Genomic DNA, 21038 nt, shown 5'->3' on the forward strand with positions numbered 1-21038 from the left:
GCTTGCCTGCGGCCTTGGCCTTGCCGGCCGGCTTCGCCGGGGCTGCGGCGGGCTTGCCGGCGGCCTTCTTCCGCCTGCCCTTCGCCGCCTTGCCCGCGCCGGCGGCCTCGGCCTCGGCCCGCTCCTCGGCGGCGCGCTCGCGGGCCCGCTCCTTCTTGCGGCTCTTCTTCGCCAGCTCGCGCGCGGCCTGGGCGAGCTCGGGGTCGTGCTTGGCGGCGACGCGCGTGGCGCGTGCGGCAGCCTCGGCCGCCGCAGCCTCGAGGTCGAAGCCGGCCACCTCGATGACGGGGATCTTGCGCTTCGTGAACTTCTCGATGGCGGCGAGCTCGGCGGCGTTCTCGGGGCTCGCGAACGACACGGCGAAGCCGCGCGCGCCCGCGCGGCCCGTGCGCCCGATGCGGTGCACGTAGTCCTCGGGCTGGGTGGGCAGGTCGTAGTTCACCACGTAGGCCACGTCCTCCACGTCGATGCCGCGCGCGAGCACGTCGGTCGCCACGAGGATGTCGGTGGCGCCCGAGGCGAAGTTGTCGAGCGCGCGGCGGCGCTGGTTCTGCGAGCGGTCGGAGTGGATGGCCTCGGCCACGAAGCCGGCGCGCTTGAGCTTGCGGCACGCCGCGTCGGCGCGGTGGCGCGTGCGGGCGAACACGATGACGCGCTTGTGCCCGCGTTCGCGCAAAAGCGCCGTGAGCAGGGCGGGCTTCAGGGTGTGCGGCACCTCGGCGACGTACTGGTCCACGGTGTCGGCCGTCTCGCCCTTGACGGCGATCTGCACGAGCGCGGGGTCGCGCAGAAGCGAGCCCACCTGGCTCATGATCGACTGGTCCACGGTGGCCGAGAACAGAAGCGTCTGGCGCGTGGTGGGCGTGGCGGCCACGATCTTGGTGACGGAGGGCAGAAAGCCCATGTCGAGCATGCGGTCGGCCTCGTCGAGCACGAGCACCTCCACCTCCGACAGGCTGACGGCCGCCTGCCCCATGAGGTCGAGCAGGCGCCCCGGCGTGGCGATGAGCACGTCGACGCCGCGCGCGAGGCGCTGGATCTGCGGCGTGAGCGACACGCCGCCCACCACGCTCCCGAGGCGGTGCCCGGTGCGCTTCCCGATGGCCGTGCACACCTCGTCGATCTGCGCGGCGAGCTCGCGCGTGGGGGTGACCACGAGCATGCGCGGCCGCTTGGGCTTCGCCTTCTTCGGCAGGCGCGCAAGGGTGGGCAGCGAGAAGGCGGCGGTCTTGCCCGTGCCCGTCTTGGCGGCGGCGATCACGTCGCGCCCCTCGAGCACGAGCGGCACGGCCTGGGCCTGCACGGGTGTGGGCGCGGTGTATCCGAGGTCGTCGACGGCCGCAAGCGCGGCGGCTGGCAGGCCGAGTTCGGCAAACGTTGTCATGTCCGGGTTGTTCCTTTCGGTGGCGCCCGCGCCTCAAGTCTGCGCGGGCGCGGGTCAGCTAGCGGATGTGGGCGGGCTTGCGCCCCCAGTAGAAATGCAGGAAGTGCTTCTTGCGCAGCCTCACGTCGGTCGAGGGCTCCAGCTCGACGAGCTTGAACGTGGCGCGCGTGATGTCGAGCGCCGCGTCGGGCTTGCGCAGGAACGACGCGTTGACGAGCATCGCGTGCGTCGACTCGGGGTGCGCGTTCACGTGGCGCAGCGTGTCCACGAGCTCGCGCGCCGTGGTGGCGTGCAGGGCCGCGCCCGCCGCGGTGAGCATGCGCACGTTGGCCTTCTCCTGGCCGTAGGCGCGCCCCATGAGGATCATGGGGACGCCCGCGCAGAGGCACTCGGTCACCGTGAGGCCGCCCGACTTGCAGATGACCAGGTCGCTCGCAGCCATGAGCGCGGCCATGTCCTCCACGTACCCGAGCACCGTGACGTTGGCGAGCTCATGGTCGGCCACGAGGCGGCGCGCGTGGCGCGCGTACTCGTCGTCGCTTCCCGCCACGATCACGAGGTGGATGCCCGAGAACGTGTGCAGGTAGGGGATGAGCTGGTCGAGCGCCTCGCGGAAGTGCACGTAGGGCCGCGGCAGCTTCGCGCCGGCGAGCGCGAGCACCACGTGCGCATCATCCGGCAGCGCAAACTGCGCGCGCGTCTGGGCGCGGTCGTAGTCGGTGCGGAAGGCCGGGCGCGTGGGGATGCCCGAGATGAAGATGCGGTCCTCGGGCACGCGGCGCGGGCGCAGCGTCTCGGCCATGTACTCGTTCGCCACGCAGAACAGGTCGGTGTGCAGGTGCGGCCACATCCCCTCCACCTCGTAGTCGGTGGGGACGCACACGATGGGGAAGGACTGGCCCGTGATCATGCGCGCGCTCACGGCCACGTTGGCGGCCACGATGTGCGTGCACACGATGGCAAGTGGGCGCACCGTGCGCACGTACTCGGTGAACTTGGGGTACATGACGCGCGCCCATGCGGTGCCGCCTGCCCACAGAAGCCGCCCGGTGAGGGTGTAGCGCCAGGTGAGGTCGTAGTAGGGGCGCGTGAAGCCCGTGAACATGGAGGCGGTCCGATCGCCGTTGAACACGATGCGCCCGAAGTCGAGGACGTCGAGCACCTCGACCTTCAGGTTGCCGGGGACGTCGATGCCGAGCGCCGCGGCCTCCGCGGCGTCGTCGCGCACGAGCTCCATGGCTTGGGCGACGGCGTTGGCGGCGCTGCGATGCCCCGAGCCCACGGAGGCGTGCACGATGAGCACGCGGGGCTCGCGGTCGGCTTCGACTTCGCTCGATGCGCCTGAAAGGCTGAGTTCCTGAGATTCCATGCGCCTATAATACCGCATTTTGCATGCCGCCGTCGCCCTGCGCCCCCCTAACGGGCGCCCGCTTTGGTAACATAGCTGCTCAGTCTGACAAAGGTTTGCGAAGGAGCTTTCGTGCTTAACGATACACTGACCGCCTGCGAGGGGACGGCGGCGCGCGTCGAGGCGGCTCGGCGCGGCGCCGGCGTGGCGGTGCTCGTGCCCTGCTACAACGAGGCGGTGACCATCGGCAAGGTGGTCGACGACTTCCGGCGCGTGATGCCGGAGGCGGCCGTCTACGTCTACGACAACAACTCCACCGACGGCACGGCGCGGATCGCCCGCGAGCACGGGGCGATCGTGCGCACCGAGAGCCGCCAGGGCAAGGGCAACGTGGTGCGCTCGATGTTCCGCGAGGTGGAGGCCGACTTCTACGTGATGGTCGACGGCGACGACACCTACCCGGCCGAGTCCGCGCCCGACCTGGTGGCGCCCCTGGCCGCGGGCGAGGCCGACATGACGGTGGGCGACCGCCTCTCGAACGGCTCCTACGGCGAGGAGAACGACCGCGCCTTCCACGGCTTCGGCAACGATTTGGTGCGCTGGCTCATCAAGCTCATCTACGGGTTCGCCTTCGAGGACGTGATGACGGGCTACCGCGCCTTCACGCGCCCGTTCGTCAAGACCATGCCGGTGATGTCGTCGGGGTTCCAGATAGAGACGGAGATCTCCATCCACGCGGTGGACAAGCGCTGGCGCGTCGTCGACGTGCCGATCGACTACCGCGACCGCCCCGAGGGCTCCGAGAGCAAGCTGTCCACCTTCACCGACGGCGCCAAGGTGCTCGCGGCCATCGCGAGCCTGTTCAAGGACTGCCGCCCCATGGCGTTCTTCGGGTGGCTGGCGCTCCTGCTCGTGCTGCTCGGGCTGGCGGCGGGCGTGCCGGTGGTCGCGGAGTTCTGGGCCACGGGCCTGGTGGAGAGGCTGCCCACCGCAGTGCTCGCGGTGGCGTTCGTGCTGTGCGGCGCGCTCTCGTTCACGGCCGGCCTCATCCTCGACACGGTGGCGAAGAACAGCCGCAAGCAGTGGGAGCTCGAGGTGTACCGGGTGTACCGCCGCTAGGGAGTGACGAAGGGAAGCGCCCGCGACGGGCGGGATGCGCCCGCGACGGCTGCGGTGGCCTGCCAGCTGGCGCCTGGTCTCGGACTGCGACGGTTGTGCCCGCCTGCCGCCTGCTGCCTGACTTCGGCCTGCGGAAAGTCGCAGGGCAGCGGGGGATCGCAGGCTTGTGGGTATCGTAGGACTAAGGGTTGTGGCGCGCGGGATGCGCCTGTCTACCGCCTGGCTTTCGGCCTGCGGGCCGTGGCGTATGGGATCGTGAGACTGTGGGATTGAGACATGCGAAAGGGCGGGGCCTCGTTGGTCGGGAGCTCCCAGCTGAGGCGCTCCTCAGGCGTTCGCGGTCTCGCCCTTGGCAAGGCATCATAACACGGCTGAGGCGCATGCGCGTATGCGCTCGTTTACATGCTTCTCCGCGAGATGTGCCTGTCTGTTTCGCCTGCTTCTCGCGCCGCGCCTTCCGCAGCGCCGGCCGAGTCCGCGCCTGCGCGGCTTCGCGCTCGCGGGCAGTCCGTTTCGCGGCCCGTACGCAGGGCGTTCCCGTTCGCTTTGCGTGAAAAAGTCGCGCGATCGGCTTGCAAGCAAACGCGCTCTCTGGCATACTGGTACAGCTGTTTTCGCGAGAAGACGCTTGGTCCCCATAGTCTAGAGGTCAGGACGCGGCCCTTTCAAGGCTGAGACACGGGTTCGATTCCCGTTGGGGGCACCATGAAAGACGAGGGCCGATGTTCGCATCGGCCTTTTTCGTACACGCTCTCGGGTGCGTTCTCAGACGCGTTCCCGTGTGCGCTCTTCTCTGCCCTGCGGCGCCTGCGCCTTGCGGGTCGCCGCCGTCGCGCGCGAAGGCAGCTTTGACCCGTTCGCTTGCCGTCAGAGGAGCCGTGCGTGAAAAAGCTCATCGACCAGATAATGAAGTTCGGCGTGGTGGGCGTCATCGCGTTCGTCATCGACTACGGGCTCATGGTGGCCCTGACGGAGCTCTTCGGCGTGAACTACCTCGTGAGCGCCACGATCTCGTTCATCGTGTCGGTGACGTTCAACTACTTCGCGTCCATGCGCTACGTGTTCACGCACAAGGAGGGCATGTCGCGCCGCCGCGAGTTCGTCATCTTCGTGGTGCTGTCGGTGATCGGCCTGCTCATCAACGACGCGCTCATGTGGCTGGGGACGGGCATGCTCGGCATCAGCTACCTCATCACCAAGATCTTCGCCACCGCCGTCGTGATGGTGTGGAACTTCGTGACAAGGAAGAAGTTCCTCGACGCCGGCGACGCGGGGAAGTAAGGGGCGAAGCTCTGGAGCGCGTGCCGTCGAGGCGGACGCGTCGATTCTTCGAAGAGCGGTCGCTTCTCGTTGGGCGCGAAAAGGGAGTTTCGGCAGAAGCTTCTGCCGAAGCGGACGATGCGGGTGCGAAGCCCTGAGCACCGACAACGCCCTATTTCCATCCACGATTCTGGGAAGCTGGATGGAAAACGCCCGTTATCGGCGATCCGAGCCCCGAAAACCACCGACAACGGCGCTTTAGCATCCACTTTTCTCGAAAAAGCACCGATAACGGCCTTGTTTCATCCAGAATCACCTGAGGGGTGGATGGAAAAGCGCCGTTGTCGGTGGTTGGGCTGCAGGCACGCTCTTCCAGGGGCGCACCCCCTCTCCATTGGGCTGCAGGCACGCTCTTCCAGGGGCGCACCCCCTCTCCATTGGGCTGCAGGCACGCTCTTCTAGGGGAGCACCCCTTCTCCATGATTGAGGGGTGAAAAGCGAGCAGGTCAGCGCGCTTTCTTGCGGCTGACCTGCGGAAATAACCTGGTGCCCTCGACTGGATTCGAACCAGCGGCACCTTGCTCCGGAGGCAAGTGCTCTATCCCCTGAGCTACGAGGGCGGGGAGTCGCTTGCGTTGAGGCACGGGGCAACGAAGCCGTCTCATCCGCGTTGCCTTGCGAGCGAACCTGACCATATTACCAAATGCGCGGTGCGCTGCAAGCGAGAAACCCCGTTCGCCAAAATAAGGATAAACCGGGCGCGCGCCGGGTAGGCGCCGGGCAAGCGCGCGGGTTTGTTTCTGCGGAGTTGCGGTGCTTTGGACGGGAGTCGTCGGGAAGCCTTAAAATGGTCGGAGCAACGAGACGGCTTGCCAGCATGGCAGCTGGCAGCGTGATGGTCCGCCGATGCGCCGTCGTGCCAGCGCGGCGGTTTGATTACGCGATGATCCGCTGAAAAGGCGGTTTACAGGTTGAGGGGGAGCGTTCATGGACGAGAGCCAGGGTATGCGCGAGGCGGCAGCTGGCAAGGCGATGGCTGGCAGGACAGCGGCCGGCGAAGCAACGGCCAGCGAAGCGGCAGCTGGCGCGGCGGCGCGCGAGGTGGTGCGGATCGAGCGCATGAGCTACGGCTCGGCGGCGGTGGGGCGCCTGGCGAGCGGCAAGACCGTGTTCGTGGAGGGCGCCGCCCCGCAGGAGACCGTCGAGGTCCAGGTCACCGAGGAGAAGCCCTCCTTCGCCCGCGCCCGCATGACGCGCGTGCTCGAGCCGGCGCAGACGCGCGAGCCTCGGCCCGCCTGCGCGCGCGGCTGCGGGGGCTGCCCGTGGGCGCACCTCGCCTACGCCGCGCAGCTCGAGGCCAAGCGCGCCTGCGTCGTCGACGCGCTCGTGCGCACAGCCCACATGGACGCCGCGCGCGCCGAGGAGCTCGTGGGGGAGTGCGCGCCGAGCAAGCGCCAGTGGGGCTACCGCAACAAGCTCGAGTTCGCCTGCGGCACCGACGCGGCGGGCCGCCTCACGCTGGGGCTCTTCCGCGAGGGCACGCACGACTTGGTGTCGGTCGACGCCTGCCCGCTTGCCGTCCGCTTCATCGAGCGCGCGCCGAAGGCCCTACGCGGAGCGCTGCGTTACCTGCAGGGCTCGCAGGACCTGGGCATCTTCCGCGTGGGGGTGCGCGCGAGCCTGCGCACGAAGAGCACCGAGATCGCGCTGTGGACGCCGCCGAGCGCGTTCCCGCGCGCCGCGGTCGCCAAGACCCTGAAGGACGCCGTCAAGGCCACGTCGGTGGTGCGCGTGCTCGCCGAGCCGGGGTGCGCGCGCAAGGTGAAGAAGGTGGAGGTGCTCGACGGGCGCGGCCTGTGGGAGGAGAGCGTGTGCGACGCGCGCTTCCTCACGAGCGCGCCGTCGTTCTTCCAGGTGAACACCGCCCAGGCCGAGAAGCTCGTGAAGCTCGTCATGGAGGGGCTCGAGGTTTCCCCGGGCATGTACGTGGCCGACCTGTACGCGGGCGGCGGCACGTTCTCCATCCCGCTCGCGCAGGCGGGCGCCGACGTGGTGGCCGTCGAGGTGGCGGGCTCGTCCGTGCGCGACCTGCGCCGCAACGCGGACGCGAACAAGGCGTTCGTGGAGGCCGTCTGCGGCGACACCGCGCGCGAGCTGCCCGAGCTCGGCGAGCTCGACGCGCTCGTGGTGGACCCGCCGCGCGCGGGGCTCGCCCGCGGCGTGGTGGACTCGATCGCGGCCGCGGGCCCTGCGCGCGTGGCGTACGTGAGCTGCGACCCCCAGACCTGGGCGCGCGACGTCGCGCTCTTCGAGCAGCGCGGCTACCGCCTCGTGAGGGCCACCCCCGTCGACCTCTTCCCGCAGACCTACCACGTGGAGACCGCGAGCATCCTCGCACGTGAAGATTGCTAGGTTTTTGCCCGTCGGGCCTTCATTGTTGGTAGAATTTCAGATCGTATGTAATTAGTTCTAATGGCGCATGCGCGCGACGGCGGGCCCCGGGCGGGTTCGCGGCGGGTCCCGGCGGACCTGGGCGCGCGGGCGCCGCTGACGGAAGAGGAAACGCTATGGCACTCTACACCCCCGCGTACCAGCCCACCGGCGACGAGATCGCGGTGCTCACCACGTCGAAGGGCACCATCCGCGTGCAGCTGGCCGGCAAGGACGCCCCCATCCACGTGGGCAACTTCGTCGAGCTCGCGCAGAAGGGCTTCTACGACAACCTCAAGTTCCACCGCTACGTGCCGGGCTTCGTCATCCAGGGCGGCTGCCCCACCACGCGCGACCTCACGCCCGAGCAGGTGATCAACGAGGGCTCGCGCCGCGGCTGCGGCACCGGCAACCCGGGCTACTCCATCAAGGAGGAGTTCACCACCAACCCGCACAACGAGCACAACGACGGCACGCTGGCCATGGCCCGCTCGTCCAACCCCAACTCCGCGGGCTCGCAGTTCTACTTCTGCCTGGGCGCCCAGCCCATGCTCGACGACGGCTACACGGTGTTCGGCCAGACCGTCGAGGGCATGGACGTCATCGGCAAGCTGCGCGTGGGCGACGTCATCGAGTCCGTCGTGATCGAGAACGCAGCCGAGTAGGACGCCTCCTCTTCGGCACAGTCAACTAAGATCAGAGGAACAAAGTGAACAACGAGCTATTCAATCGAGCCAACGCCCAGTACCAGCAGCGTGACTTCCAAGGCGCGCTCATCGGGTTCACCGACTGCCTGCAGGACGCCAGCGCCCCGCTCGCTCCCGGCGAGATGGGCCTTCTGTACCACCGCATCGGCAACTGCCTGGTGAAGCTGAAGAACCCCGCCGAGGCCATCCAAGCCTACACGCAGGCCACGGCCGACGCGGCCTACGGCGCGCTCGGCACGGTGGAGTGCAACCTCGGCATGGCGTACGCCTCGCTGCGCGACTACGAGAACGCGGTGGGCCGCTTCGAGGCCGCGGTGGCCGACGACGGCTACGACACGCCGTTCAAGGCGTACATGGGCATGGGCAACGCTCTGATGAAGCTCGGCAAGAGCGCCGAGGCGGGCGTGGCCTTCCGCGAGGCCGCGCTCGACGAGGCCAACCCCGACCCCACGCGCGCGCTTTTGAACCTGGGCGTGTGCTTCATGGCGCTCAACCGCCCCGCCGACGCGGTGGCCTCCTACGAGAGCGCGCTGCAGTTCGACATGGCCCCCGACACGCGCAACAAGCTGCTCGCGAGCCTCGGCCAGGCGCACGTGGCCTGCGGCCAGATGGAGAAGGCCGTCGAGGCGTTCGAGGGTGCCATCGCCGACAAGACCTACTTCCTGTCCGACTCCGCGAGCGTCGACTACCAGCGCGCGGTAGGCGCGGTGGCCCAGGGCACCTCCGAGCTGACTCAGGTGCTCGACTTGGCCGACATCTCGGGCCTCGACGTGTCGGCTGAGGGCGACCCCCTCTACGAGGACGACTACGCCGCCGACCCCTTCTACTACGACGAGGGGTACGACCAGAACGCGGGCGCCTACCCGGGCTACGTCGGCGCCTACCAGGGCGACGAGGACCGCTTCTTCAACGCCTCCGAGGAGGAGCTCGAGCAGTGGTCGCGCGGCCTGGCCAAGCAGGACCGCAAGCGCCGCAACGTGGGGCTCAAGATCCTCGTGGCGCTCATCGTGGTGATCGTGCTGGCGTTCGCCGGCGCGGTGTTCGCCTACAGCCAGGGCTACGGCTTCCCCACGCAGGAGACCGTGGCCAAGCAGCTGTTCGCCGACCCCGAGGCGGCCAAGGCGAGCCTGTTCGCGAACATGGACGAGGCTGACGTCGACTCCATGCTCGACCCGGTGGTGACCGACGCGGACGCCACCGTCGACGGCGTGAACCGCTCCATGAGCGACTCGGAGGTGTTCGTCACGGCCTCCACCGAGCAGGGCGGCGACGTTACGTACCGCCTGAGCATGGTGCGCGACATGATCGGCTGGAAGATCTCCAACGTGGAGCTGTACTTCCCCAGCCAGAACTAGGGAGACGCGGCGGCTGCGGGCCGCCGCGCTTGACTTCGAGCATCGGCGGCGCCCCGGGCGGGCCCCGCGCCCCTCCGCGCGCGTCGCCAGCTAATAGAGAGACAAGATCGAAAGGAAACCCATGGCAATCCAGAAGACCTACTCCATGATCAAGCCGGACGGCGTGCGCAACGGCCACATCGGCGAGATCATCAACCGCTTCGAGCGCGCCGGCCTCACCGTCGAGCGCATGGAGCTCGGCATGGTCACCCCCGAGCAGGCGAAGGCCAACTACGCCGAGCACGAGGGCAAGCCGTTCTACGAGGGCCTCATCGCCTACATCACCTCCGGCCCGGTTGTGAAGATGGTCATCTCCGGCGAGGGCGCCGTCGCCAAGTGCCGCTCCCTCATGGGCGCCACCAACCCGGCTGAGGCTGCCCCCGGCACCATCCGCGGCGACTTCGGCCTGATCATGGACGAGAACGTGATCCACGGCTCCGACAGCCCCGAGTCCGCCGAGCGCGAGATCGGCATCTTCTTCGCGTAAGACGCTTCGCTTGCCCTGAGGGGCGAGAGGGCCGTAATGAAGGCCGACGCTGCGGCGTCGGCCTTTTCGTTTTGGCCGCTAGGCAGAATGTTGCGGGCCGGGAGCAGGCGCGGGGTTTATCATGGGGGCACGCGACAACCCCAAGACGAGACAAGGACACGCGCGTATGCTCTATCGAGTCATCGATGCGAGCGAGCTTCCCTCGCTGGTGTCGGCTTTCATGGAGACGTATGAGGTGGTGGCGCCTGTGCGCAGCGGGCGCAGCTATGCCTTCGAGGTTATCGAGTCGTTCGACGACATCGTGCTCGACTACCCGACCACCATCACGTCGCTCAAGAAGTACTACCTTCCCCCGCGCGAGACGCTGTTCGAGTTCGACAAGGACGGCAACGAGGTGCGCGACTTCGAGATGCGCGTCAAGCCGCGCGTGCTCTTCGGCGCGCACGCCTGCGACATCAACGCGCTGAACTGCCTGAACAGCGTGTTCGAGGACGCGCGCTACCCCGACCCCTACTACGAGGCGCACAAGGCGGCCACCATGGTGGTGGGCGTGAGCTGCATGCCGTCCGAGGGCTGCTTCTGCCACCTGCTCGACTCCGACGAGGCGCGCAACGGCTACGACCTGTTCCTGCAGGACATCGGGGACCGCTACCTGGTGTCCATCGGCAGCGTCGAGGCGGCCAACATCCTCGAGAGCGCGTGCAGCCCGCGCGAGGCCACCGACGAGGACCGCATCGCGTTCCGCCAGGCCACGCGCCGCCGCCAGGCCGCGTTCAACCCCGAGATCCCCGACATCCAGGAGATCCCCATGCTCATGGACGCCTTCCACTCCGACCCGTTCTGGGAGGAGCTCGGAGGGCGGTGCCTCTCGTGCACGGCGTGCTCGAGCGTGTGCCCGACGTGCTACTGCTTCGACATCTGCGACACGCTCGACCCCGACGGCAAGTCCGGGCGGCGCGAGCGCGTGTGGGACGCCTGCACGAGCCCGCAGTTCGCGCAGGTGGCCGGCGGGTACAACTTCCGCGCCGACGGGCGCAACCGCGTGCGCCACCGCATGTACCACAAGCTCAACGGCTTTCTGTCCGCTCACGACCGCAACCTCTGCGTGGGCTGCGGGCGCTGCGTGTACGCCTGCAAGGCCGACATCTCGCCCATCGAGGTGCTGAGGTTCTTCGAGCGAAAGGGGGCCGAGAATGCCTAGGAGCACCAGCGTGGTCGTGCACCCCTTCCGCGACTCGGGCGCGCCGCAGACCGGCGCCGAGATGATGCGCGCGAACCCGTACCGCCCGTGGCCGGCGCGCATCACGAGCATCACCGAGCTCACCGCCACCGAGAAGCTCTTCGAGTTCCGCCTCGTGGACGAGCGCATCCGCAACGCGTTCCACCACGAGCCCGGGCAGTTCGTGGAGGTGTCCATCTTCGGCGTGGGCGAGGCTCCCATCTCCATCACGAGCTCGCCGTCGAAGAGCGGCTTCATCGAGCTGTGCGTGCGCCGCGCCGGCACGTTCACCGAGCGGCTGCACCAGATGCAGTGCGGCGACATCGTGGGCATCCGCGGGCCCTACGGGCGCCCGTTCCCCTTCGAGCAGATGAAGGGGCACGACATCCTGCTCGTGGCGGGCGGCCTCGGCATCGCGCCCCTGCGCTCGCTCATCAACAACATCCACGACGAGCGCTCCGAGTTCGGCCGCGTCACCATCATCTACGGGTCGAAGAACCCCTCCGAGGTGATGTTCCGCAGCCAGTTCGAGATGTGGCGCCACCGCAAGGACTTCGACCTGTACCTGACGGTCGACCATCCCGACGAGACGTGGGACGGCGAGGTGGGCCTGGTCACCAAGCCCTTCGAGCACCTTGAGATCGACGCGTCGAGCACCTACGGCGCGGTGTGCGGGCCTCCGGTCATGTACAAGTTCGTGGTCGAGGAGATGCGCAAGAAGGGCATCAGCTACGACCACATCTACATGAGCTTCGAGCGGCACATGAAGTGCGGCATGGGCAAGTGCGGCCACTGCCAGATCGGGCACCAGTACTGCTGCATCGACGGGCCCGTGTTCAACTACTGGGAAGCCAAGAACATTCAGGGGTCGATGTAAATGCAGAACTTGACGAACAGCGCCGAGGAGGCGCGCATGCCGCGCGTGGTATTCGTGGGGCTTGCGAGCTGCTTCGGCTGCCAGATCAACATCACGAACGCCGAGGCCCACCTCGTCGACGTGCTCGGGCAGATCGACCTGCGCTACTGGCAGCTCACGCACTCCGAGCCCATGCCGGAGGAGTTCGACGTGGCCGTCGTCGAGGGCGCCGTCACCACCGAGGAGGCCGTGAGCACGCTGCTCGAGGTGCGCCGCCGCGCGTCGGCGGTCATCAGCATCGGCGCGTGCGCTGCCACGGCGGGCATCCCCGGCATGGCCGCGGAGGGCTACCTGACGCGTCCCGTGCAGGTGTACGGCGAGCACGTCCCCGAGGCGTGCGGCACCATGTGCGCGCCGCGCCCGGTGAGCTCGGTGATCGACGTCGACTTCGAGGTGGCGTGCTGCCCGGTCGACCCGCTCGAGTTCGTGCGCGTGCTCCAGCAGGCGCTCTACGGCTCGAACAGCTTCCGCCGCACTTCGACGCTGTGCGGCGAGTGCAAGCGCAACGAGCGCGGCTGCTTCTACGGCCGCGAGACGCTGTGCCTGGGGATGGTGACGCGCTCCGGCTGCGGCGCGCGCTGCCCGAACCTGGGGCGCCCCTGCAACGGGTGCGCGGGCCTCTCGCCGGACGCGAACGTGCCCGCCGCGCGGCGCGTCTGCGAGCGCTCGGGCGTGCCGGTGGCGCGCTTCGACGAGGCGCTCGAGATGTTCAACCAGACAAACCCCGCCATTTCCGCCTAGCTGCCAGCTGCGCACGTCAGCTGCCGCACGAGTGAAGGACGTTTGAGCTATGAGCAAAACCGCCATATCCGTGGATCACGTCGCCCGCATCGAGGGGCACGGCGACATCCGCCTGGTCATCGAGAACGGCGAGGTCACCTCGTGCGAGCTCGCCGTGGTGGAGCCCGCGCGCCTGTTCGAGAGCATGGTGCGCGGCCGCCGCTTCGAGGAGGTGCCCTACATCGCCTCGCGCGTGTGCGGCATCTGCTCGTCGAGCCACGTGGTCACCGACCTGCGCGCCATCGAGCAGGCCTTCGGCGTCGAGGTGTCCGACCGCACGCGCGCGCTGCGCGAGCTTCTGGTGTACGGGAGCTACCTGCAGAACCACGCGACGCACCTGTTCGTGTTCGCCGCGCCCGACTTTCTGGGCCACAAGAGCGTGTTCCCGCTGGCCGACGCCAACCCGGAGCTGTTCGACGACGCGCTCTCGCTGAAGGCGCTCGGCAACGAGCTGTGCACGAAGGTAGGCGGGCGCTCCATCCACCCCATCACGGCGGTGGTGGGCGGCTTCACGCACGAGATCTCGTCTGGCGAGTACCTCGAGCTGGCCGAGAAGCTCGAGGCCGCGCAGCCCTTCGCGCTGGCCGCGGTCGATTTGTTCAACGACTTCGACGTGGTCGACGTGCAGACCGAGGGCGACATGCTCGCCATGGTGGCGCCGGGCGCCTACCCGGTGATCGACTCCGACACGGCGCGCTTCGTGCGCAGCGGCGTGGAGTTCGACGCCGCCCGCGTGGACGAGGCCGTCGAGGAGTACGCGGTGGGGCACTCGGCGGCGTTCTGCGCGCGCGTGCGCGCGACGGGCGCGCCCTACATGACGGCGGCGCTCGCGCGCATCAATGCCTCGTGGAACGAGCTGTCCCGCACGGCCCGCTTCGCGGCGGCCAAGGCGGGGCTGCGCCCGCCCGAGTACAACCCGTTCGCCAACAACGTGGCGCAGGCGGTCGAGATCGTGGACGCGCTCGAGCGGTGCGCGGCGCTGTGCCGGCGCCTGGCCGAGCCGGCGGGCGCGGCGTTCGCGGGCTCGAGCGAGCCGGTGGCGTTCGAGGTGCGCGCGGGCCGGGGCGTCGGGTTCACGGAGGCCCCGCGCGGCGCGCTGTTCCACGAGCTCGAGCTCGACGACGACGGGCGCGTCCTGCGCGCGAGCATCATGACGCCCACGGCGCAGAACATCGCGAACCTCGAGGCCGACATGCGCCAGCTCGCCGGGAAGCTCGTCTCGGCCGGGGAGTCGCAGGAGGTCATCCAGCTCGAGGTGGAGAAGCTCGTGCGCGCCTACGACCCCTGCCTGAGCTGCAGCGTCCACTAGGGAGGCGCGAGCGCGCCGCGGCTGTATCTGCGGCAGGCCGCGGCCGCGGCGCTGAGCTGGCGGGGCGCCTTCGGGCGCGCGAGCGGAACGCGTCGCGCGGGGCGCTCTCGGGCGCGCATGCGGCATGCGCCGCGCATGCGCCGCGCGCATGCCCGAGGATTGTTCCCCCTGTGGATTTTCGCCTGCGGTTGAGGGGCTATGATAGAATTTTGGTCTATCTGTACGACCCAATCAGAAGGGTAATTTCGCATGTCCTTCTTAGACGCGTTCTCGAGCCTGACCGGTCAGATGTCCGCCGACATGGCCATCGACCTCGGCACTGCCAACACGCTCGTCGCCATCACGGGCGAGGGCATCGTCATCAACGAGCCCTCGGTCGTCGCCATAGAGAAGAGCACGCACCGCGTGCTCGCCGTGGGCCATGAGGCCAAGAACATGATCAACCACACGCCCGACGCGTTCTCGGCGGAGCATCCGCTGAAGGACGGCGTGATCGCCGACTACGACGTTACGGAGGCCATGCTCTCCGCGTTCATCAACAAGGCGTCCGAGCGCAAGTACCCCTGGCAGCCCAAGCCCCGCATCGTCATCTGCATCCCGTGCGGCGCCACCTCGGTGGAGAAGCGCGCGGTGTTCGAGGCGGCCATCCAGGCCGGCGCGCGCCAGGCCTACCTCATCGAGGAGCCCATGGCGGCCGCGATGGGCGCTGACCTGCCCGTCACCGAGCCGACGGGCTCGATGGTCGTCGACATCGGCGGCGGCACCACGGAGGTGGCCGTCATCTCGCTCGGCGGCATCGTCACCTCCAGCTCGCTGCGCCTGGCGGGCAACCGCCTCGACGAGGCCATCGCCATGCACCTGCGCGACCTGCTCGGCATCAAGATCGGCGAGCGCACGGCCGAGATCATCAAGATCAAGATCGGCTCCATCCTGCCGTTCGAGGACGGGCGCGAGCGCGACATGATCATCTCAGGCCAGGACGTCTACACCGAGCAGCCCAAGGAGGTCACCATCCAGTCGGAGGACGTGCGCGCGGCCCTGCAGGCGCCCATCGAGGAGATGGTCATCCACATCAAGGACACGTTCAAGACCACCAACCCCGACCTGGCCTCGGACATCATCCAGAACGGCATCCTGCTCACGGGCGGCGGCGGCCTGCTGTCGGGCCTCGACCGCTACCTCACCGACAAGCTCGAGATCCCCGTGTGGGTGTCCGAGACGGCGCTCACCAACGTGGTGTCGGGCTGCCTGAAGGTGCTCGAGACGCCCACGGCGCTGCGCCAGACGCTCATGCGCTCCAAATAGGGCTTCGCGTCTCCGCATGGCGTTGAACTTCCAAGACAGAGGATCGGCATCCGCCACGCGGGTGCTTCTCGTCGTGCTCGTGGTCGTCTCCATCGCGTGCATGACGGTCTACGCGCGCGAAGGCGCCGGCGGGCCCCTGCACGCGGTGCAGAGCGCGTTCGCGGGAGCCGCCGCGCCGTTCAAGGCGGCGGGCACGGCGGTCGGCGCGGCGGGGGAGGGCGCCGCTGAGGCGATGGCCGACGCCACGGCCTCCGAGGAGACGCTCACGGCCCTGCGCGAGCGCAACGCCGAGCTCACCGAGCTCGTCACGCAGGCCGAGGAGTACCGCCTCGAGGCGGAGCGCCTGAGCGGCCTGCTCGAGCTCAAGAGCAAGTACCAGGTCGACGGCGTGTCGGGGCGCGTGATCGGGCGCTCCACCGACGCGTGGAACCAGCGCGTGACCATCGACGTGGGCACGTCCGACGGCGTGGAGCCGGGCCTCACCGTGATGGGGCCCGCGGGCGTGGTCGGCCAGGTGGTGTCGGCGAGCCCGGGCTCCGCCGAGGTGCGCCTGCTCACCGACCCGCAGTCGGGCGCGGCCGCCGTGGTGCAGTCCTCGCGCGCCGAGGGCGTGGTGCGCGGCTCCTTGGCGGGCCTGCTGTACCTGGAGAACGTCGACGCCGACGTGACGCTCTCCGTGGGCGACGTGGTGCTCACGAGCGGCCTGGGCGGGAGCTACACGCGCGGCCTGCTCATCGGCACCATCGTGCGCGTGGACGGCAACGCCAACGACGGCACGCGGCGCGTGATCGTGTCGCCGAACGAGCAGGCCACCTCCTTCGAGGAGGTCATCGTGGTGAAGAGCGCCGCAGCCGACAGCGCGAGCGGCAGCTCGGGCGGCGGCTCGGGCGACGCAGGCAGCGGCTCGGGCGGCAGCGCTTCGAGCAGCTCCAGCTCTGCCGGCTCCGCCGGCTCGGCGGCCGGCAACGGGGGAGGTGGGCAGTAGCATGGACAACGGCGAGCGCATAGCCGCGGGCGTAGGCGCGGCCATGGCCGTGCTCCTGCAGGTCGTCGTGGCGCCCCACATCGCGCTGTTCGCGGCGGTGCCGAACTTCATGCTGGCCTACGCGCTCGTGATCGCCGTGACGCGCGCGCAGTCGTGCGGGCTCGTCATGCCCTTCGTGCTCGGCCTCCTGTTCGACCTCATCGGCGGCGGCCCGGTGGGGGCCTGCGCGCTTCTTCTCGTTCTGGCAACGTTTCTGCTCTCCCGCGCCTCGGCGCTCGTGGACAACGGCACCCTGTTCATGCCGCTTGCGATGCTGCTCGTCTCGTCGCTTGCGGTCGAGCTGCTCTACGGCGTGCTGCTCATGGCGTGCGGCATGGACGTGAGCCCGCTCCAGGCGCTCGTCTACCGCGGCCTGCCGTGCGCGCTCTACGACGCCGTCATCGGGCTCGTCATGTTCCCGCTCGTCGTGCGCTTCGTCGTTCGCCGCGGCACCCAGCAGCCCGGAACGCCCACGATACTCTAGCGAGGAGGTGCGCGGAATGCTCACAGCCATCATCGCGGCCGTCATCGCCGCGCTCGTCGTCATCGCCGTCGTCATCGCCGTGCTCGTGGTGCGCGCCAACAACGCCGCGCCGAAGGCGGGCTCGGGCAAGAAGGTGGCCCAGCTCGACACCGTCGGCGTGGGCTCGTCGCCCTTCGAGAAGCAGTCGGGCGCGAAGTCCGCGCTCGCGGGCGAGGTGCACGTGCCCACCGACGCCGCCGCCGCGAAGAAGCCGAGCGACTCGCTCTCGAGCCGCTTCGTGGGCCTCGGCGTGTTCTCCGCCGGCATCTTCGCCGCGCTCGCCACGCGCCTGTGGGGCATGCAGGTCATGTCGAGCGCGCAGTACGCCTCCGACGCCGAGGAGAACCTCTACGCCACCGTGTCCACCCCCGCGCCGCGCGGGTGCGTCTACGACGCCACGGGGGTGGCGCTCGTGACCAACCGAGCGAGCCAGACGGTCCTGGCCGACCCCGACGTGATCGACGACAACGACGTGGTGCGCCGCCTGTCGGCCGTGCTCGGCCTGCCCGCGAACATCGTGCGCAAGCGCATCAGCGACACCACGGCGGGCGCGCAGAGCCAGCGCGTGGTGGCGGACGACGTGCGCCTGCGCGACGTGGCCTTCATCTCCGAGCACGCCGACGCCTTCCCCGGCGTGTCGGTGGAGTCGCGCACCGTGCGCGAGTACCCCTTCGGCGCCCTGTGCGCGCACGCGCTCGGCTACACCGGCGCGCCGACCGAGGACCTGCTCGAGACGTCCGTCGACGGGCGCACCATCAAGGCCACCGACACCGTGGGCCTGTCGGGCATCGAGGCGTACTACGACAACGTGCTCTCGGGCGACCACGGCCAGCGCAAGGTGATGGTGGATGCGGAGGGCAACGTGGAGGACGTCGTGAGCGAGACGCAGCCCTCGAAGGGCTCGGACGTGCACCTCACCATCAACGCGGCGGCCCAGTACGTGGCCGACTCGCTCCTGGCCTCCACCATCGCGCCCGCAGGCGACATCGGCACGGGCAGCGGCGTGGCCGGCTCGGTGGTGGCCATGGACGTGCGCGACGGCTCGGTCATGGTGATGGCGAGCTACCCCACGTTCGACCCGGCGAACTTCACCGGCGGCATCTCCCAGGACATCTGGGACCTCTACACCACCGAGGAGTCGCACTCGCCGCTCACCAACCGCTCCGTGGCCGGGCAGTACGCGGCCGCGTCGACCTACAAGGCGTTCACCTCCATGGCGGGCCTGCACCACGGGTTCGCCACGAAGACGAGCACGTGGGCGTGCGGCGGCTCGTGGGACGGCTTCGGCTCGGGCGACGTGCAGAAGTGCTGGCTGCTCACCGGGCACGGCACGCTCGATCTGCGCGGGGGCATCGTGCACTCGTGCGACGTGGTGTTCTACGAGATCGCGAAGGCGTTCTACGATCACGGCCCGAACGGCACGGGCGAGCTGTCGGAGACGGCGCTCCAGGACTACCTGGCCAAGTACAACTTCGGCAAGACCACCGGCGTCGACCTCGATGGCGAGCTCGCGGGGCGCATCCCCACGCCGGAGTGGAAGGCCGAGCAGTGGCGCAACGTGCCCTCCGAGGCGGTGTGGCGCGGCGGCGACTACACCAACATGATCATCGGCCAGGGCGACGTGCTCGTCACGCCCCTGCAGATGGCCTGCGCCTACGGCGGCATCGCCACGGGCAAGATCATGCGCCCGCACCTGCTGAAGGAGGTGCGCAACGCCCAGGACGACGCCGTGGTGAAGGCGTCGGCGGAGGTGGTCTCGGAGCCTGACGTGAACGAGGACCACCTGGCCTACGTGCGCGACGCGCTGCGCGGGGTGATCACCGACAACGCGGGCTCGGCGCGCGTGTTCAACGAGCAGGGCCTCGAGGCCGCGGGCAAGTCGGGCACGGCCGAGCACACCGACCGCCCCGACGACGCGTGGTTCGCGGCGTACGCGCCCTACGACGACCCGCACTTCGTGGCCACCTGCATCATCGAGCAGGGCGGCGGCGGCTCCGACACCGCGGGCCCCATCGTGGCGGCAGTGCTCGGCGCGCTCATGCGAGCCGAGGCGGGCGAGGCGGGCGAGGTCAAGCGCGTGGCCGGCTCGACGGGCAAGTCCGTCGCGGTGGCGTTCACCGGCGGCACGGGCCGCACGGACTAGGGAAGGGAGGCAGGCCATGGCACGACTTCCCCAGATCGACGCGCTGCGCACGCCTGACGTGAAGCGCTCCGCCGCCGCCCGCCCGCAGACGGGGATCTTGCGGTGGGTGAACGTCCCCTTCGTGGCGATCGTCGCGGTGCTCGTCACGTTCGGCCTCGTCATCTGCTGGTCGGCGGTGGAGACCGACGCCGACTACAGCTTCGCCAAGCAGCTCGGCGGCGTGGCGGCGGGACTCGTCCTCATGGGGCTCGTGTGGCGCTTCGACTACCGCAAGCTCGCGAACATGACCACGGCCTTCCTCGTGGTGAACGTGGTGCTCATCCTCTCGCCGCACCTGCCGGTGATCGGCGTGACCACCATGGGCGCCACCTCGTGGATCAACATCGGCATGCAGGTGCAGCCCGGCGAGTTCGCGAAGGTCACGGTGGTGCTGTTCGCGGCGAGCCTCGTGGCGCGCTACGGCGGCACGCTCGACGACGCGCGCGAGTACGTGAAGGTGCTCGGCCTGCTCGCCATCCCGTTTCTGTGCATCATGACCCAGCCCGACCTGGGCACGGGCCTTGTGTATTTGTTCATCTCGGGCACGGTGCTCGTGATGGGCGGGGCCAAGCGGAAGTACCTGCTCATCACGCTGGCGGCCGGCATCGCGGCGGTGGCCTGCGTGTTCGCCGTCGACGAGCTGCTGAAGTACCAGACCGACTCGGGCGCGTGGGAGTACCGCCTGCTCAAGCAGTACCAGCGCAACCGCCTGCTCGTGTTCCTCGACCAGGACGGCGCGAACATGACCGACGAGGGCTACAACCTCGCGCAGGCCAAGATCGCCATCGGCTCGGGCGGGCTCTTCGGCAAGGGGCTTCTGAGCGGCAGCCAGTCGACCATGGGCTTTCTGCCCGAGGCGCCCACCGACTTCATCTTCTGCGTGCTCGCGGAGGAGACGGGCTTCGTGGGCACGATGGCCCTGCTCGCCCTCTACGTCGCGCTCATTCTGGTAAGCTTGTCCATAGCGAGGAACTGCGACAACCTGTTCGGCATGCTGGTGGTGTGCGCCATCGTGGGCATGTGGCTGTTCCAGATACTGGAGAACGTGGGCATGTGCTGCGGGCTCATGCCCATCACGGGCATCCCGCTGCCGTTCGTGAGCTACGGCTCGTCGTTCATGGTGGTGAACTTCGTGATGCTGGGGCTCATCGGCTCGGTGTGGTCCCATGAGAGCGCCCTCGGGAAGGGAGGCAACTATGCAACTGCCCGTTGACATTCCCGCCGTGATCAAGGCGGCGACTGACATCGAGACGGCCGCGAAGACGCCGCTGGCGGTGTCGGTCCTCATCGACGACGAGGCCCCGGGCGACGTGGTGGGGCACGTGCGCTCGGCGTTCGCGAGCGCGGGGCGGCACACGCGCGTGACCATCAGCTACCTCGACGAGCGCCCCGTGGTGCCCTACGAGGCCGACGACATGGCGGTCATCGTGGCGGGCACCTCCGATTTCATAGGGGCGCAGGCCGCGTGCCTGCGCGAGGCGGGCATCCCCGTGATGGTGGCGACCACCATGCCGGGCCTCGTGCGCGACATGGCCGAGGCGTTCGGCACGCCGATCCCCGAGGGCGACATCGTATCGCCCGTGCGCGCGTCGTCGCGCGCCGGCGAGGCGGCGGGCAAGCTGGCCGCGCGCGTGGGGCTGCGCGCCGCGGG

17 protein-coding genes, 2 tRNA genes and 1 pseudogene are annotated in these 21038 nt (G+C 69.1%); 17 read left to right on the forward strand and 3 right to left on the reverse strand.

What is annotated here, in order from left to right; translation table 11 throughout:
• The coding region (locus tag HRL41_RS09360) for a DEAD/DEAH box helicase (RefSeq protein ID WP_172136654.1) at positions 1-1384 on the reverse strand (1384 nt) is incomplete at its 3' end.
• Positions 1385-1442: 58 nt separating this feature from the next.
• On the reverse strand, positions 1443-2753 hold the full coding sequence (locus HRL41_RS09365; RefSeq protein WP_241157347.1) for a glycosyltransferase: 1311 nt from the start codon (positions 2751-2753) through the stop codon (positions 1443-1445).
• A gap of 126 nt (positions 2754-2879) precedes the next feature.
• Here HRL41_RS09365 and HRL41_RS09370 point away from each other — a divergent pair, with 126 nt between their 5' ends.
• From HRL41_RS09370 to HRL41_RS09380, 3 genes are all read left to right on the forward strand, one after another.
• Positions 2880-3851 (forward strand): glycosyltransferase family 2 protein, encoded by a 972-nt coding sequence (locus HRL41_RS09370; RefSeq protein WP_216662634.1) that lies wholly within the window; start codon positions 2880-2882, stop codon positions 3849-3851.
• Positions 3852-4482: 631 nt separating this feature from the next.
• A tRNA-Glu gene (locus HRL41_RS09375) sits at positions 4483-4557 on the forward strand.
• Positions 4558-4733: 176 nt separating this feature from the next.
• The gene (locus tag HRL41_RS09380) at positions 4734-5132 is read left to right on the forward strand and encodes a GtrA family protein (protein WP_172136658.1); all 399 of its coding nucleotides are present in this window, start codon (positions 4734-4736) and stop codon (positions 5130-5132) included.
• A gap of 523 nt (positions 5133-5655) precedes the next feature.
• Here HRL41_RS09380 and HRL41_RS09385 read toward each other — a convergent pair.
• Positions 5656-5731 (reverse strand) — tRNA-Arg (locus tag HRL41_RS09385).
• A 367-nt stretch (positions 5732-6098) separates the two neighbouring features.
• On the opposite strand from HRL41_RS09385, the gene rlmD reads away from it, so the two are divergent.
• The 14 genes and pseudogenes from rlmD to HRL41_RS09455 all read left to right on the forward strand — a co-directional run.
• The gene (rlmD, locus tag HRL41_RS09390; RefSeq protein ID WP_256368328.1) at positions 6099-7523 is read left to right on the forward strand and encodes a 23S rRNA (uracil(1939)-C(5))-methyltransferase RlmD; all 1425 of its coding nucleotides are present in this window, start codon (positions 6099-6101) and stop codon (positions 7521-7523) included.
• Between the two features lie 155 nt (positions 7524-7678).
• Entirely contained in the window at positions 7679-8206 is a 528-nt protein-coding gene (locus tag HRL41_RS09395) for a peptidylprolyl isomerase (RefSeq protein ID WP_172136660.1), read from the forward strand.
• A 44-nt stretch (positions 8207-8250) separates the two neighbouring features.
• On the forward strand, positions 8251-9603 hold the full coding sequence (locus tag HRL41_RS09400; RefSeq protein ID WP_172136662.1) for a tetratricopeptide repeat protein: 1353 nt from the start codon (positions 8251-8253) through the stop codon (positions 9601-9603).
• Between the two features lie 121 nt (positions 9604-9724).
• Positions 9725-10129, forward strand: a complete 405-nt coding sequence (ndk, locus tag HRL41_RS09405; RefSeq protein ID WP_172136664.1) for a nucleoside-diphosphate kinase — start codon at positions 9725-9727, stop codon at positions 10127-10129.
• A 166-nt stretch (positions 10130-10295) separates the two neighbouring features.
• Positions 10296-11330, forward strand: a complete 1035-nt coding sequence (locus HRL41_RS09410) for a 4Fe-4S dicluster domain-containing protein (protein WP_165172872.1) — start codon at positions 10296-10298, stop codon at positions 11328-11330.
• On the forward strand, positions 11323-12225 hold the full coding sequence (locus HRL41_RS09415; RefSeq protein ID WP_172136666.1) for an FAD/NAD(P)-binding protein: 903 nt from the start codon (positions 11323-11325) through the stop codon (positions 12223-12225). The genes HRL41_RS09410 and HRL41_RS09415 overlap by 8 nt, the downstream gene beginning before the upstream one ends.
• Positions 12226-13005: an NADH:ubiquinone oxidoreductase gene (locus HRL41_RS09420; protein ID WP_172136668.1), complete on the forward strand. Its 780-nt coding sequence runs from the start codon at positions 12226-12228 to the stop codon at positions 13003-13005.
• Between the two features lie 49 nt (positions 13006-13054).
• Entirely contained in the window at positions 13055-14353 is a 1299-nt protein-coding gene (locus HRL41_RS09425) for a Ni/Fe hydrogenase subunit alpha (protein WP_172136670.1), read from the forward strand.
• Between the two features lie 249 nt (positions 14354-14602).
• Complete coding sequence (locus HRL41_RS09430; protein WP_165051415.1) at positions 14603-15658, forward strand: rod shape-determining protein; 1056 nt, start codon at positions 14603-14605, stop codon at positions 15656-15658.
• Positions 15659-15674: 16 nt separating this feature from the next.
• Entirely contained in the window at positions 15675-16643 is a 969-nt protein-coding gene (gene mreC / locus HRL41_RS09435; RefSeq protein WP_172136671.1) for a rod shape-determining protein MreC, read from the forward strand.
• 1 nt (position 16644) lies between these two features.
• Positions 16645-17166 (forward strand): rod shape-determining protein MreD, encoded by a 522-nt coding sequence (gene mreD, locus HRL41_RS09440; protein ID WP_172136673.1) that lies wholly within the window; start codon positions 16645-16647, stop codon positions 17164-17166.
• A gap of 16 nt (positions 17167-17182) precedes the next feature.
• Entirely contained in the window at positions 17183-19348 is a 2166-nt protein-coding gene (mrdA, locus tag HRL41_RS09445; RefSeq protein ID WP_172136675.1) for a penicillin-binding protein 2, read from the forward strand.
• Between the two features lie 16 nt (positions 19349-19364).
• Complete coding sequence (gene rodA / locus HRL41_RS09450) at positions 19365-20600, forward strand: rod shape-determining protein RodA (RefSeq protein WP_172136677.1); 1236 nt, start codon at positions 19365-19367, stop codon at positions 20598-20600.
• Positions 20584-21038, forward strand: a pseudogene (locus HRL41_RS09455) (hypothetical protein); the annotation flags it as partial. The gene rodA and the pseudogene HRL41_RS09455, both read left to right, overlap by 17 nt.

Source organism: Adlercreutzia sp. ZJ473 (assembly GCF_013185065.1).
GTDB lineage: Bacteria > Actinomycetota > Coriobacteriia > Coriobacteriales > Eggerthellaceae > CAAEEV01.

Bases quoted from the DNA above. Each gene is read 5' to 3' on its own strand.
- HRL41_RS09365 (WP_241157347.1), bottom strand. From the start codon at position 2,753: ATGGAATCTCAGGAACTCAGCCTTTCAGGCGCATCGAGCGAAGTCGAA.
- rlmD (WP_256368328.1), top strand. From the start codon at position 6,099: ATGGACGAGAGCCAGGGTATGCGCGAGGCGGCAGCTGGCAAGGCGATG.
- HRL41_RS09395 (WP_172136660.1), top strand. From the start codon at position 7,679: ATGGCACTCTACACCCCCGCGTACCAGCCCACCGGCGACGAGATCGCG.
- ndk (WP_172136664.1), top strand. From the start codon at position 9,725: ATGGCAATCCAGAAGACCTACTCCATGATCAAGCCGGACGGCGTGCGC.
- HRL41_RS09410 (WP_165172872.1), top strand. From the start codon at position 10,296: ATGCTCTATCGAGTCATCGATGCGAGCGAGCTTCCCTCGCTGGTGTCG.
- HRL41_RS09415 (WP_172136666.1), top strand. From the start codon at position 11,323: ATGCCTAGGAGCACCAGCGTGGTCGTGCACCCCTTCCGCGACTCGGGC.
- HRL41_RS09420 (WP_172136668.1), top strand. From the start codon at position 12,226: ATGCAGAACTTGACGAACAGCGCCGAGGAGGCGCGCATGCCGCGCGTG.
- HRL41_RS09425 (WP_172136670.1), top strand. From the start codon at position 13,055: ATGAGCAAAACCGCCATATCCGTGGATCACGTCGCCCGCATCGAGGGG.
- HRL41_RS09430 (WP_165051415.1), top strand. From the start codon at position 14,603: ATGTCCTTCTTAGACGCGTTCTCGAGCCTGACCGGTCAGATGTCCGCC.
- mreC (WP_172136671.1), top strand. From the start codon at position 15,675: ATGGCGTTGAACTTCCAAGACAGAGGATCGGCATCCGCCACGCGGGTG.
- mreD (WP_172136673.1), top strand. From the start codon at position 16,645: ATGGACAACGGCGAGCGCATAGCCGCGGGCGTAGGCGCGGCCATGGCC.
- mrdA (WP_172136675.1), top strand. From the start codon at position 17,183: ATGCTCACAGCCATCATCGCGGCCGTCATCGCCGCGCTCGTCGTCATC.
- rodA (WP_172136677.1), top strand. From the start codon at position 19,365: ATGGCACGACTTCCCCAGATCGACGCGCTGCGCACGCCTGACGTGAAG.